Genomic DNA, 12,792 nt, shown 5'->3' on the forward strand with positions numbered 1-12,792 from the left:
CATGATGAGCGTTGAAGCCATCCGTCCGGAAGCCAACGATGCCACGGCTGTCGGCGCCTTTCGCACCTTTTGGGGGCAATTTCGCAAGAACCGTCTGGGCATGCTCGGAGCAGTGCTTGTCGTGCTCATAGCAGCAATTGCGATCTTCGCTCCGCTGATTGTCACGCATGATCCGATCCGGATCATGGTCGGACCGCGTCTGGCCGCACCTTCACTGGATTTTCTGCTGGGCACGGACCAACTGGGCCGCGACACGTTTTCTCGCACTATCCTGGGCAGCCGCATTCCCCTCTTCGTGGCTTTCGCCTCTCTCGGCAGTTCACTGGCAGTCGGGCTAGTCCTTGGCTTGATCGCGGGCTTCGGTCCGCGCTGGCTTGACAATTTGCTTCTGCTGTTCTTCGATACGATCCGCTCCTTCCCAAGTATCATTTTCGCGCTGGCCCTGATCGCACTTCTGGGACCAAGCCTGGCGAGTGTCATTCTCGTCATTGCAATAACGTCCATGCCCATTTACGCGCGTGTCGTGCGTACGCAGACAGAAGGGCTGCGTAACAGTGAGTATATCGCCGCAGAGCGTAGCATGGGGGCTGGCACAACACGTATCCTGGCCGTGCACATATTGCCAAATGTCCTCGGCCCGCTTGTCATTCTGGTGAGCATGGACGTGCCCGCCGTGATTGCCGTGGAGGCGGGTCTCAGCTTCCTCGGCATGGGCGTGCGACCGCCGACCCCTGATTGGGGAGCTATCCTCAACGATGGCTACAGCTACATCGATCAGACGCCCTGGCTTGTATTTGCAGGCGGCGTTCCGATCGTCCTCGCAACGCTTGGCTTCACATTCCTGGGCGAGGCGCTACGCGAAATCTTCGATCCCAAGCTGCGGAAAGACCTATGAGACACGACGATTCGATACCGCCGCTCTCATTCAGTCGCCCGCTTCTTGAGGTCCGTGACCTGAGTCTCGATTTTGGTACGCCGCGTGGGCGCATCCAGGCCCTGCGTAAGGTTTCTATCGACGTTCCGGCCGCACAAGTGGTTGGCATTGTCGGCGAGAGTGGATCTGGAAAATCGACGCTCGCATACACGGTAATGGGCCTCCTTTCTGAAAATGCAGATGTGACCGCCGGCAGTATCCTGTTTGAAGGTAAAGACCTGCTCAAAATGCCCGCTCAGGCGCGTAGGAACTTGCTCGGCGATCGTCTCTCCATGATCTTTCAGGATCCGATGACCGCACTCAATCCGGTGCGGACCATCGAGAGCCAGATGATCGATATTCAGCACCACGAACAAGGAAGCCGCAGCGAAAAGCGCGCTCGTGCGCTCGATATGCTTCACCGGGTCGGAATTCCCGATCCCCAAAGCCGTATCGGCGCCTACCCGCATCACTTCTCTGGCGGCATGCGCCAGCGCGTTTGCATCGCCATGGCGCTTCTAGTGAAACCGGCGCTCCTCGTGGCCGACGAGCCAACCACCGCGCTTGATGCGACCTTGGAAGTGCAGATCATTCATTTGCTCAAGGATCTGCAGAAAGAGATCGGCTGCTCGATTCTGTTCGTCTCCCACCACCTCGGAGCGGTGGCTGAGTTGTGTGACCGGGTCGCCGTCATGTATGCGGGCGAAGTGGTGGAGCAGGGCGCCGTTCGGGACATCTTCCACAATCCTGCTCACCCCTACACGCGCGCGCTACTTGAGTGCGATCCCGGGCGGATCAAGAAAAGCACGCGCACTTTGCCGACCATTCCGGGCGAGGTGCCGGGTCTCCTGGGCACCAAGGTAGGGTGTATCTTTCGGACACGTTGCCGGCAAGCGTTCGATCGCTGTGGGCAAGAGAACCCGGTCGAGTACCGCATCGGCGTAGACCAAGTCGCCCGATGCCATCTCCTCGACAAAGAACTGTTGGTTTCGGTATGAGCGCGCTGCTCCGGGTTGAGGACCTGCTGGTACGTTTCCGCACTATGGGTCCGCTTAAGGCGCTCGCAACCGGGACGAGAGCCCCTTTCATTGACGCGGTATGTGGTGTGTCCTTTGAAATCCGCAAGGGCGAGACACTGGCCCTTGTCGGTGAAAGTGGCTCAGGCAAATCCACCATCGCGCGTACGATAATCGGCTTGCAGCGGGCTGTGAGCGGCAGCATCAGCTTCGACGGACAGGAAATTGAGGAGCTCACCGGGGCCGAACGCAAGCCTTATTTGCGGCGCATGGCGATGATGTTCCAGGATCCCGTCGGCTCGCTCTCGCCGAGGCTGACGGTGCGATCGCTTCTCACAGAGCCCTTTCGCATCCATGGGCTAAAGGATCGCGATGCCGAAGGCGAAGCGGAGCGACTGCTTCGAATGGTCGGCTTGTCGGCGGAATTTGCTCGTCGCTACCCCCATCAGCTTTCCGGTGGTCAGGCCAGGCGCGTTGGTATCGCGCGTGCTCTTGCGCTAAGTCCGGACTTGCTTATTGCCGATGAGCCGACCGCAGGCCTCGATGTTTCGGTGCAGGGCGAGGTGCTTAATCTTCTCGCGCGGCTTCAAAACGAACTCGGCATGGCGATCTTGATCATCACACACAATCTTAACGTTGTGCGCCACATGACCGATCGGATGGCGATCATGTATCTCGGCCGCTTTATTGAGGTAGGCTCGACCGAGCGTATTTTCGATCAACCGCGCCACCCCTATACAGAGGCGCTGCTTGCGGCCAATCCCGAGCCTGACCCAGATGCGGTGCTCAACAGGATCGAGCTCAAGGGTGAGGTGCCGAGCCTGATGAGGCGGCCATCCGGTTGCGAGTTCCACACCCGCTGCCGTTACGCGCAGGATATCTGCAGCCGCATTTTCCCCGAACCTTCAACCAGCCCGGATGACCCGGAGCACAGCTTCAGATGCCATTTCCCGATCCAGCGTGAAGTCATCTCTGGCTTCGGGCGGCCACACCATACCTCATTCGGAACAAGTGATGGTGACTAAGGAAGGTCTCGGCTCAGGACCCATTGATCAGAGCCACAAGTGACGGTGGCCTGCGATGCAGATCCCGCGACGAAGGTGTGGGCGCATGTGTCGGAGCGGGTGGCGATGCGCCGGCAGTCCTTTAGCTTGGCGAACAGGTCGCGACCTTGTGGCGTTGATGATAAAAGCGTTGTCGTAGGGTTGCGAGCCGGGACAAGCCGTTTCGCTCCGAGATCCGCGCGCATCCGAAGCGCCCGCACGGAAGCGCTCGAAGACCTGGCGGTGGAATTTTCGGCACACGGTCTTTCGGCGCGCGACATTGAGGGTGAGCGGTGCCGGAGATCGATCGAGGCATGTACTTGCAGCCGAAGGCGGGATCGCAATGTCGCGCTGCTTCGTGTTTCCCTCCCGTCGTCCGTGGCCTTGGTGACTTCACAGTTCAGCGCGTCCCGGTCCTTCTGGCGCAGCTTGGCTGGCTTCTTCTGCCGCTGGTGCGGCACCTTTCCTGTCTTGATTTGGGCCTTTTCAGTATCGCTACTGCGCTGCTTCGCCGCCGCCACGATCGTGGCATCCACGATCTGGCGACCCCTCGCCAGATTGCCGGCCTGCCGAGGTGCTTGTCGAACCGGGCAACCGGTCCTCCACCGCCCGGCCCTGCGTGTGGTACTCCCTAAACAACCAGATCGTTTTGGCGTCGGGAACCTTTGTCGCCGAGCCCCAGCCCGAGAACCGCAAGAAGCAAAGCCGGTCCTGAATCCTCAATCTGAAACTGGGCCTGATCGTCCGAGAGGCTGAAGCGATGGCTGACTACCGCGGCGCCATGGAAATGGGCAACCTGTCGCCTTGGACGACAATCACTTCCCCGGTGTTTGCGCTAGGTGCTGAGTCACCTCGAGAGGCACGGCGAAGCTGGCCTTGACGCGATCCATAACTACCATGGTCTTGAATCCCTTGATGTCATGGTTTTCGTAAAAGAAGCGACGCGTGAACTCTTCATAGTCCTCCATGTCCTTGGCGGTTACGATAAGAATGAAGTCCGCATCCCCCGTAACATAGAAGCCAATCATTACCTCATGTGTGTTGCGAATTGCCGCTTTGAATCGATCGACGATGTCCGCCCTTTCCCTTTCGAGGGATACCAGGACGATCATGGTGATATGGCGGCCCACTGCCTTGGGTGAGACAATGGCAACATCCGCTTCTATCACCCTTTCAGCGCGTAGCCGTTTCAAGCGCCGTTGGCATGCCGTTGGGGACAGATTCACGATTTCAGCTAATTCTTCTGACGTAAGCCGGTTGTTCTTCTGGACAGCTCCAAGAAGTGCGACATCTATACGATCCAACTCGGTCATTCCGCGATCCTGCGCAATCCAGCAAACGGTCGCCGGAAGCTTTGCATTGACATCAAGTATAGCTCCGCCATTTAAGAGGGCTTTCTTCGGGAGCGCGGTTCTTTTATTGATCCGCGTCATCCGCAGCCTAGCTGGACCGAAGTCTGATCACACCAATATTGTTTTCGACGGCAATTTCGGTACCGAAAGGGTTCGAAAGCTCCTGGAGACGCTCTAGAATTCTGTTTGCTTGCTGGCCGAGCGCGAGTCGAGGGATGCCCCGGTTGGCAAACCTCTTCGAGTGACCAAGTTCAATTGGATAGATGCGCAATTCGGTAAGTTGATTGTGCTCAAATCGGCTGACTGCGATAATGCTTTCGTAGAAGACCGGGTCCGCGAATCCCGGGTCTGTCTTATAACCTCTCGCCATCTCATCGACTGTCACCTCGGCATCAGTGTCGCTCCGCGGATCCTTGCCATGAGCGGTGAACATGTCGGCGCCTACGGGCGTCCGCAAGTCGTCCATGATGAAGTTCCCAACGCTGTAGAGAATCGGCCTGCCCTTGTAGATCTCAATGCCTCTAAGCTGGTGCGGTCCATGCACGATATACGCATCGGCCCCGGCATCGATCATTTTGTGCGCAAAGGATTGTTCGTAGTCGGGCAACTGCTGGCTCCAATTCCCGGGCTCATGCCCATGGTTGGTGACGATGCAGAAGTCAGCAAACTGCTTGCCTCGGCGAACGTTTCGTAGGATGTCCGCGACATCGCTCTCATCGGGTTCGTAGCTGAAACCGACCTGGTCGCCCGCCTTGTACCTCGCTCCAGCGAGTGCGAGGCCGTTTGGATCGTTACGGCCGGGCCTGTAATTGGGCAGCGCATCGCGGACTTGCCTCAAGTTCTCGAGCATCGCCCGAGGGACTACTATGCTTTCTTCCAGACGAAGGGCAGAGAGGCCGGGTCTGCCCGGCGCCTCGCCGGCAGGATCGCACGCGCGAGACATAGGAGTAAACGTCGTGGCAAATGAAATGAGCGCCACCCGAGCGCGTGGAGTCTCCAGGAACCGGGCGGCGCCGGCTTGTGCAAGATTTTCGCCAACACCTGCGTAAACGATTCCGTTCTGATCCAGTGCTCGGCACGTCTCCCGCATGCCTTCAACACCCCAGTCGAGGGTATGGTTGTTGGCGTAGCTGACCAGGTTGAAGCCCATGGCCTTCAGATCAGGCCCGAGTTCTGGCAGGCTGACGTGATATGCGCCCCCGTACTCGGCCTGCGGACTTCCGTTGAACGATCGGATGTCAAAGATGTTGGTTTCCATATTGCCGAACGTGACATCGGCATCTCGAAGGATCTTTACGATGTCGTCAAAGCCGGGATGCTGACCCTTCGTCAGTGGCCGGGTCACGATCAGATCGCCCACCGCGACCATCGTGAAACCGTCCGCAACATTCGTTGCAATTGAACCGGTCGGATCATAGCTCCCGGTCTGCTGGGCGAGAGAAGAACCCTTCTCGTGTCGATCTTTTTCCATAAGCTTCGCTTTAATTGTTTTCTTGCTGCACTTGGCGTGATGTTCACGTCAGCACCGCACTCGAGATCTTCGATCGGGTGAGAGGGGCTGGGGCTATGCCACAGCGATGAGCTAAGGAGGATTGGCCGCCGCAGCCGGTTGGGCCGGGATGTCGGTGGCCGGAGCGCGAACATGACAGGCGACGACCCGTCCGTCTGCCATTGGGACCAAAGGCGGCACTTCGATGCGGCAACGCTCGATCGCGAGCGGGCAACGCGGATGAAACGCGCACCCGCTCGGCGGGTTGATCGGACTTGGCACCTCGCCCTCGACGGGCGACTCCAGCCGAACCCGCGTCGGATCCGGAACCGGAGCTGCCGCGATCAGCGCCTCGGTGTAGGGATGGACCGGTTTCGCGAAGAGCGCCTCGCTCGGGGCGAGCTCCACGATCCGCCCCAAATACATGACCGCAACGCGATGTGCGATATGCTCCACGACGCCGAGGTCATGCGAAATGAAGACGAAGGCGATGCCCATCTGCTGCTGGAGATCCAGAAGCAGATTCAGGATCTGCGCCTGCACGGAGACGTCGAGGGCTGACACCGCTTCGTCTGCGATGATGAGAGAGGGGTTGAGCGACAGGGCGCGGGCAATACCGAGCCGCTGGCGCTGACCGCCCGACAATTCGGACGGCAGCCTGTGCATCATTTCGGGCGACATTCCGACTTTTCGCAGAAGGTCCGTGGCGAGTGCCTGGCGCTGCTTGCGGCTAAGACGTTCAAAATTCTCGACGGGTTCGGTGATAATTTGCCCGGCCGTGAGGCGGGGATTCAGGGACGAGTAAGGATCCTGAAACACCATCTGCATCCGACGGCGCCACGCGTGAAGCGCGTCCTTCTTGAGGCCCGCAATGTCGGTCCCGTCGATCAGTACGCGGCCACCCGTCGGCTCGACGAGCCGCATCAGGAGCCGCGCGACGGTGGACTTGCCGCAGCCGGACTCGCCGACGATGCAAAGCGTCCCGCCCGCCTCAACGGTGAAGGATACATCCTCCACCGCTCGGATCACCGGAATGCTTTTCTTGAAGAGGCCCGAGCCAAGCGGATAGTGCTTGGTCAGCTTCTCGACTTTTAGCAGAGGTCCGTTCATGCGCCCATCACCTCTTCGGCGCGCCAGCAAGCTGCGGCGTGGCTCAACCCGACATCACGCATGGCGGGCGTCTTGTCGCGGCAAATGTCGATAGCGAACGGGCAGCGAGGAGCAAAGCTGCAGCCCACAATGGGCTCGCGTAGGCTTGGCACAATGCCGGGAATTTCTGGAAGGCGGCGCTGACGGCCACGCCGCGGATCAGGCACCGACCGCATCAGCCCCTGGGTGTAAGGATGCGCGGGACGCGCAAACAAATCTATCACGTTCGCTTGTTCTACGATCCGACCAGCATACATCACGATCACGCGTTGGCATGTCTCTGCGACAACGCCCAGGTCATGCGTGATGAAAATGACGGCCGTTCCCGTGCGCTCTTTCAGCTCGACGATGAGCCGCAGGATCTGCGCCTGGATAGTAACGTCGAGCGCAGTGGTCGGCTCGTCGGCGATCAACAGTTCCGGCGAGCAGGCAAGAGCCATGGCGATCATGGCGCGCTGGCGCATGCCGCCTGACATTTCGTGAGGATAGTTGTTGACGCGACGCTCGGGATCCGCGATCCGCACGAGACGCAGCATCTCTTCGGCTTTCTTCATGGCCGCCGGGCGGGAAGCCTTGGTGTGGATCTGCACCGCCTCGGCGATCTGGTGGCCGACCGTGTAGACCGGGTTCAGGCTCGTCATCGGCTCCTGAAAGATCATGGCGATCCGGTCGCCGCGGGTCTTTCGCATCTCCCGATCGGACAGCTGAAGCAGGTCGCGTCCCTGGAAACGGACCTCGCCGCCGACGGTCCTGGCGGTCTGCTTCGGCAGCAGGCGAAGGATCGACAGGGCGGTGACGCTCTTCCCGCATCCGGATTCGCCAACGACGCCGAGCGTCTCGCCTTTCTTGACCTGGAAGCTGATGCCGCCCAGGGCACGAGTGACGCTTTCTTCGCCAAAGAAATGCGTTTCGAGGTTTCGCACGTCGAGCAGCAAGTCGTTCCCTAACCTTTGATGCATCTGCATGTCAGCGCCTCTGCTTGGCGCGGGGATCGAACAGGTCGCGCAGGCCGTCCCCGAGCAGGTTGACGGCAAGGACGGTGACGGCAAGACAGATACCGGGGGCGAAGATCGTCAATGGGGCGATGGCGAGATACAGGCGCGAACTGGCGATCATGTTGCCCCAGCTCGGAATCTCGGGCGGCACGCCCACGCCGAGGAAGCTCAGCCCCGCCTCCGTCAGGATCGCGCTGGCGCAGACGGTAGCGCCCTGGAGCATTAGCGCCGGAATGGTGCTCGGCAGGATATGTCGCCACAGCACTTTCGGCAGGCGCGCCCCGCCGCAGAGCGCGGCCTCCACATAGGGACGCTCGCGAACACCCAGAACCACAGAACGAACCAGCCGCGCGACGGCTGGCGTCTCAGGGATGGCGATGGCGACGATGAGGATGCCGATCCCCGGTCCTATCAGAGAAATGAGCGCAATCGCCAGCAGAATCGTCGGGATCGACATCAGGCCGTCCATGACCCGCATGACGACATTGTCGAAGCTGCGGCTGTAACCTGCGATGACACCGATCAGGAGCCCGACCACGGCCGCGCTCGCTGCCGACAGCAGCCCGACCAGGAGGGAGATGCGGGCACCGAAGATCGTTCGCGCAAACACATCCCGGCCCAGATTGTCGCTCCCAAACCACATTTCGGCGGAAGGCGGCTGAAGGCGTTTGAACGGATCCATGTTCCCCGGATCGCCAGCGTAAAGTGGGGCAGCCAGCGCCAGGATGATCAGAAGCCCCAGCAGGCCGCCGCCTATCAAGACCAACGGATGGCGTCTTGCCAGACGCGGAAGGTCAGACAGGCGAAGTCGCCCCGCCGGAACATATTCAACTGGTGCCGACAAATTCGTCATTTCAGTACCGGATGCGCGGATCGATCAGGGTGTACGCCAGATCGACCGTGAGATTGATCAGTACGTACAAACCCGAAGTCAGGATGAGCACGCTCTGAATGATCGGATAGTCACGGTTGTTGATTGCATCGACGACCAGACGGCCAATGCCGGGTATGTTGAACACGGTTTCCGTGAGGACGACGCCGCCGATCAGATAGGCGAAGCTGATGCCGATGACGGTCAGGATCGGGACCCCGGCATTCTTCAGAGCATGATGAAAAAGCATGGCATAGGACGAAGCGCCCTTGGCCGCGGCTGTTCGCATATAGTCTTCTGACAGAACTTCGACCATGCTTGCCCGGGTAACTCGGGCGATGAATGCAATGTAGCCAAGACTTAACGCCACGGTGGGCAGGACCAGATGCACGAACCATCGGCCCAGATCAACCTCGATCGGCACGTATCCCTGTACCGGCAGCCAGCGGGTCCTGATAGCGAAGAAGTAGATGAGGAAAAAGCCGATCACAAAGACGGGGATGGAATACCCAAAAGCTGAAAAGGCCGTGAGGAGCCGATCGACCGGACGCCCGGTTCGCCACGCTGCAAGGATACCGAAGGAGACCCCCACCGTCACCGAAAGGATCATTGTTAGGATCGACAACGAAATGGTTGGTTCCAGCCGCTGCGCGACGAGTTCAAGGACCGGCCACCCACTGAAAATCGATGTCCCGAAGTCTCCCTGGAGAATGCTGAACGCCCAGCGCATAAACTGAACGGACAGCGGCGCGTTGAGCCCCAACTGTTCGCGGATAGCGGCGACTGCTTCGGGTGGAGCATTCCTACCGGCGATCATGGCCGCCGGATCGCCGGGCGCCAGCCTGAGAAGCAGGAACACAAAAACTCCGACCATCGCCATGACGGCGATGGCCGAAACTATCCTGCGAAGGATGTAATTACCCATCAGGCTGAGGTCTTCTGCATATTCCACATCGGCACGATTTGAGGCATGCCAATAACGCCAGTCAGCGTCTTGCGTCGCGTGATTGGCGAGACATATTTTCCCAACCTCACATCGCCGACGAAGTCCCACCATAATTTTTGCATCTTGCGGGCCACTGCCTTGCGCTCTTCAAGCGATTCGACATCCGCCCACTTGACCCGCAGCGCCTCATATTCGTCGTTCGTCGGCCAGCCGTACCAAGCCTTGTCACCATTCGCGAGGAGGAATGGTGAGGCGAGCGGATTGCCGAGCGAATAGTCAGGTTCCGACGTAATGAACACGCTCCAGCCGCCGTTCTCGACAGGGTCTTTGCTTGCCCGGCGCGTGGAAAGCTCACCCCAGGTCATTGACGCGAGCTCGGCATTGACTCCAATCTTCCGCAGCGAGGCCGCCAAAAGCTGCGAGGCATTGTCGCCCTCGCGCCAGTCCGTCGCAGTCAGAATGACTACCTTCTCGCCGGCGTATCCGGCCTCCGCGAGGAGCTGCTTAGCCTTTTCGGGATCGCCATCCTCCTTGTACCATCCTGTGTTCTCGTCGTTGGAAACCGGCGTAGTGTCTCCAAAGATCGAAGTGACCGTTTTGAAGTATTTTGGGTTGCCGAAGGCGGCGCGCAACATCGCCTTCTGATCGATTAGGTGGAGCACCGCCTGGCGCACCTTGACGTTGTTGAACGGCGGCTGCAGGAAATTCATTCGCAGGACCATGTCCCACCCTCCCTTGTCCAGAACCTGGAGTTCAAGGTTGGGATCGCTTTCGATCACTGGGTAAAGATCGGCGGGCGGGTCCTGCAGGTAATCAATCTCACCAGCTTGCAAGGCCGCGAGAGCGGTCTGCTGATCGGCGACATTCTCCCAAATGACTCGATCGACGTTGACGATCTTCCCGCCGGCCAATCCATCGGATGGCTCTTTGCGCGGCACGTATTTGTCGTTACGGTCGTAGGTGAAGCTCGCACCCGGCTTGGCGAGGGCTTCATTGAACCTGAACGGCCCCGAGCCGATATTTGTGGTCACCTGTTCGGTTGCGGGGCGATTGGCGTCCTTTTCGCGCATTATGAACAGGCACGGAGGAGTCAGGTCCGCTAGGATATCGATCAGCACCCCAAGCGGATCCTTGAGCGAGATCGTGAACGTCTTGTCGTCTTTCGTCGAAATGTCGCTGGCCCTGGCCAGGATAATTTGCCCGCCGGGATGAACCTGTCCCCAGCGGCGGATCGAAGCCACACAGTCCGCCGCGGTGACCGGAGTGCCGTCATGCCAGCCCAGACCGTCCCGGAGCTCGAATGTATAGGTCTTCTTGTCGTTGGAAACGCCCCACTTCCCCACCATTTGCGCCCGCGGCATCAACTTGGAGTCGAGCGTGAACAGGGTATCGTAAATCGCCGCGCCGTGATCAGCGGTAATGTTAGTTGCCGTCCAGATCGGATCGAACACGCGGAGATCACCCTTCACCATCCGAACGGTCTGCCCCGCAGTCGGTGTCGTCTGCGCCCGCAGAACCGACGGGATCGACACAGCCAAGCCGGCGGCAATGCCGGCCTTAAAGAGGTGGCGCCGGGAGATCGTCATTTTTTATTCCCCTTTTGATTTTGTGCATTGTAATTTCGTCATGCGCCCGATGGCCCTTGTGCCAAGCGCTATTAGTTAGAGAGTACAGCCAGTAGGTACTTCCCTTGTGCTTCAATTCGCTGACGCCACCTTGGCGGGCCACCAACTCGCACATGTCCGCGCTACCCAGTGCCACGATCAATCAAAAGCTGCCGTACGTGCAGAACTTCACACAGGGAGAGTTGGCGCATCCCTGCCGATCAGCAGTTGCACTATTCGCTCCGCTCACCCAGATTTCACGAGATCAGGTACCATTTTGCCGCTCTCATCGGCTCCATTGGGTGAGAATAGCTCGCGCTAGCAGAATCACGTTGACACGTTCGGCCATTTTTTTGACATCTGCCGCCATATCAATACTTGATGCTAGGTCCCTGACCTGCTAGTTGGTCGACACTGCATCATGGTGACGTGGGCGGCCATGGGGCTTTGACCCATGTTCGCAGGTCGCTATCAGCCAACTGCGTTATAGAACCACGGTCGCCAGTTTCGTAGAGATGCCGTCGTAAATGACGATTGCCACGTCGGGATATCCGGCCATCATAGTCGACCTCTCCCTATTGCCAACGTCGGGTCACCAAGCGCGTCCATTTCGAAGCCGACATCGCACAGCAGCGACGGGTCGCCAGGGGAGGCAAAATGCAGACCTGTGGCGCGGAGGCTTAGCCGTGAACGCCGGCTGCGTGCGAGCGCGAACGCGAACAACGGCTCGGCGATCAGCCAGGTGGGATGCCGAGTTGAATCTCTATCGTGTCAGGCAGGGCGCGCGAGATTGCCAATGCCGAGCAGCAAACCGCCGCCGATCAGCGCCGACACGGGCAGCACTGCGGAGACAACCATGTGCACGGCTAGTCTAGAAATCAGTGGCCCACGCAGCCAACGATGCCGTAACGCTGACGCGCGCAGCAGTCATCAACATCGCGGCCACGATCAGCAGCAGGCGCACGCGGGATACGTCGCCGCCCATGGCGCGTGCCTTGTCCTCGCCGGCAGCCAGTATGTTCACCTGCTACGTAGCGTAGAGCAAAAGCCCTGCCCCGGCGATCCGGGAGGAGCGCCGCCGTGCCCATGCGATGCAGGCCGCCAAGCAACCAGAAAGTGACGGTGGGCAGCTGGGTTCCTCGTTTCCCAGTCAATTAGCAATCGGCCCACTTTTCCTCGTCCGGCCCTTCTGAGGGCGGCGCCGGACCGTCACGGTCGACGGGGCTTTCATGATCTGAAGAAGCGGCGGGGGCTCTATCCTAGGCCGTACGCCGGATGCGCTCAACCCTAAAGCGTGTCGCGATTTAAGGGATTCAGGATTCCCCTTGATTTGAGTTCGTGATTCATTGCGGTTGAAGGGAGACCGTGATGGGCAAGCCGCTACCACTTGAGTTGCGTCGGCGTGTTGTTGCGT

Annotated in this window: 12 protein-coding genes; 3 read left to right on the forward strand and 9 right to left on the reverse strand. The window is 59.5% G+C overall.

Features of this window, described 5'->3' with window-relative positions:
• Position 1: 1 nt before the first annotated feature.
• From EN845_RS32460 to EN845_RS32470, 3 genes are read left to right on the forward strand one after another with little or no spacing between them, the layout of a single operon-like run.
• A complete protein-coding gene (locus tag EN845_RS32460) occupies positions 2-895 on the forward strand; it encodes an ABC transporter permease (protein ID WP_127309106.1) in 894 nt (297 codons plus the stop codon).
• A complete protein-coding gene (locus EN845_RS32465) occupies positions 892-1,911 on the forward strand; it encodes an ABC transporter ATP-binding protein (RefSeq protein ID WP_127309107.1) in 1,020 nt (339 codons plus the stop codon). Before EN845_RS32460 ends, EN845_RS32465 begins: the two co-directional genes overlap by 4 nt.
• Positions 1,908-2,954, forward strand: coding sequence for an ABC transporter ATP-binding protein (locus tag EN845_RS32470; RefSeq protein ID WP_127309108.1), 1,047 nt, complete (start codon positions 1,908-1,910; stop codon positions 2,952-2,954). Before EN845_RS32465 ends, EN845_RS32470 begins: the two co-directional genes overlap by 4 nt.
• Here EN845_RS32470 and EN845_RS32475 read toward each other — a convergent pair.
• The 9 genes from EN845_RS32475 to EN845_RS36695 form a co-directional block, all read right to left on the reverse strand.
• On the reverse strand, positions 2,951-3,508 hold the full coding sequence (locus EN845_RS32475) for a hypothetical protein (RefSeq protein WP_127309109.1): 558 nt from the start codon (positions 3,506-3,508) through the stop codon (positions 2,951-2,953). The genes EN845_RS32470 and EN845_RS32475 overlap by 4 nt on opposite strands.
• 279 nt (positions 3,509-3,787) lie before the next feature.
• The gene (locus EN845_RS32480) at positions 3,788-4,285 is read right to left on the reverse strand and encodes an Lrp/AsnC family transcriptional regulator (protein ID WP_127309114.1); all 498 of its coding nucleotides are present in this window, start codon (positions 4,283-4,285) and stop codon (positions 3,788-3,790) included.
• A gap of 127 nt (positions 4,286-4,412) precedes the next feature.
• On the reverse strand, positions 4,413-5,795 hold the full coding sequence (locus tag EN845_RS32485; protein WP_127309110.1) for a CapA family protein: 1,383 nt from the start codon (positions 5,793-5,795) through the stop codon (positions 4,413-4,415).
• Between the two features lie 111 nt (positions 5,796-5,906).
• Complete coding sequence (locus EN845_RS32490; protein ID WP_127309111.1) at positions 5,907-6,923, reverse strand: dipeptide ABC transporter ATP-binding protein; 1,017 nt, start codon at positions 6,921-6,923, stop codon at positions 5,907-5,909.
• On the reverse strand, positions 6,920-7,927 hold the full coding sequence (locus EN845_RS32495; protein WP_127317701.1) for an ABC transporter ATP-binding protein: 1,008 nt from the start codon (positions 7,925-7,927) through the stop codon (positions 6,920-6,922). Before EN845_RS32495 ends, EN845_RS32490 begins: the two co-directional genes overlap by 4 nt.
• Before the next feature lies 1 nt (position 7,928).
• Positions 7,929-8,810 (reverse strand): ABC transporter permease, encoded by an 882-nt coding sequence (locus tag EN845_RS32500; RefSeq protein ID WP_127311627.1) that lies wholly within the window; start codon positions 8,808-8,810, stop codon positions 7,929-7,931.
• A 1-nt stretch (position 8,811) separates the two neighbouring features.
• Positions 8,812-9,753, reverse strand: a complete 942-nt coding sequence (locus EN845_RS32505) for an ABC transporter permease (protein ID WP_127311628.1) — start codon at positions 9,751-9,753, stop codon at positions 8,812-8,814.
• A complete protein-coding gene (locus EN845_RS32510; RefSeq protein WP_127311629.1) occupies positions 9,753-11,360 on the reverse strand; it encodes an ABC transporter substrate-binding protein in 1,608 nt (535 codons plus the stop codon). Before EN845_RS32510 ends, EN845_RS32505 begins: the two co-directional genes overlap by 1 nt.
• Positions 11,361-12,249: 889 nt before the next feature.
• Complete coding sequence (locus EN845_RS36695) at positions 12,250-12,402, reverse strand: iron chelate uptake ABC transporter family permease subunit (RefSeq protein WP_127311630.1); 153 nt, start codon at positions 12,400-12,402, stop codon at positions 12,250-12,252.
• Positions 12,403-12,792 lie beyond the last annotated feature (390 nt).

It is taken from the genome of Mesorhizobium sp. M8A.F.Ca.ET.202.01.1.1 (assembly GCF_004791595.1).
Classification (GTDB): Bacteria; Pseudomonadota; Alphaproteobacteria; order Rhizobiales; family Rhizobiaceae; genus Mesorhizobium.

What these genes read in the sequence shown, in the direction of transcription:
- EN845_RS32505 (WP_127311628.1), bottom strand. Translation starts at nt 9,753, where the DNA reads ATGGGTAATTACATCCTTCGCAGGATAGTTTCGGCCATCGCCGTCATG.
- EN845_RS32460 (WP_127309106.1), top strand. Translation starts at nt 2, where the DNA reads ATGATGAGCGTTGAAGCCATCCGTCCGGAAGCCAACGATGCCACGGCT.
- EN845_RS32490 (WP_127309111.1), bottom strand. Translation starts at nt 6,923, where the DNA reads ATGAACGGACCTCTGCTAAAAGTCGAGAAGCTGACCAAGCACTATCCG.
- EN845_RS32470 (WP_127309108.1), top strand. Translation starts at nt 1,908, where the DNA reads ATGAGCGCGCTGCTCCGGGTTGAGGACCTGCTGGTACGTTTCCGCACT.
- EN845_RS32480 (WP_127309114.1), bottom strand. Translation starts at nt 4,285, where the DNA reads ATGACCGAGTTGGATCGTATAGATGTCGCACTTCTTGGAGCTGTCCAG.
- EN845_RS32465 (WP_127309107.1), top strand. Translation starts at nt 892, where the DNA reads ATGAGACACGACGATTCGATACCGCCGCTCTCATTCAGTCGCCCGCTT.
- EN845_RS32500 (WP_127311627.1), bottom strand. Translation starts at nt 8,810, where the DNA reads ATGACGAATTTGTCGGCACCAGTTGAATATGTTCCGGCGGGGCGACTT.
- EN845_RS32510 (WP_127311629.1), bottom strand. Translation starts at nt 11,360, where the DNA reads ATGACGATCTCCCGGCGCCACCTCTTTAAGGCCGGCATTGCCGCCGGC.
- EN845_RS32485 (WP_127309110.1), bottom strand. Translation starts at nt 5,795, where the DNA reads ATGGAAAAAGATCGACACGAGAAGGGTTCTTCTCTCGCCCAGCAGACC.
- EN845_RS32495 (WP_127317701.1), bottom strand. Translation starts at nt 7,927, where the DNA reads ATGCAGATGCATCAAAGGTTAGGGAACGACTTGCTGCTCGACGTGCGA.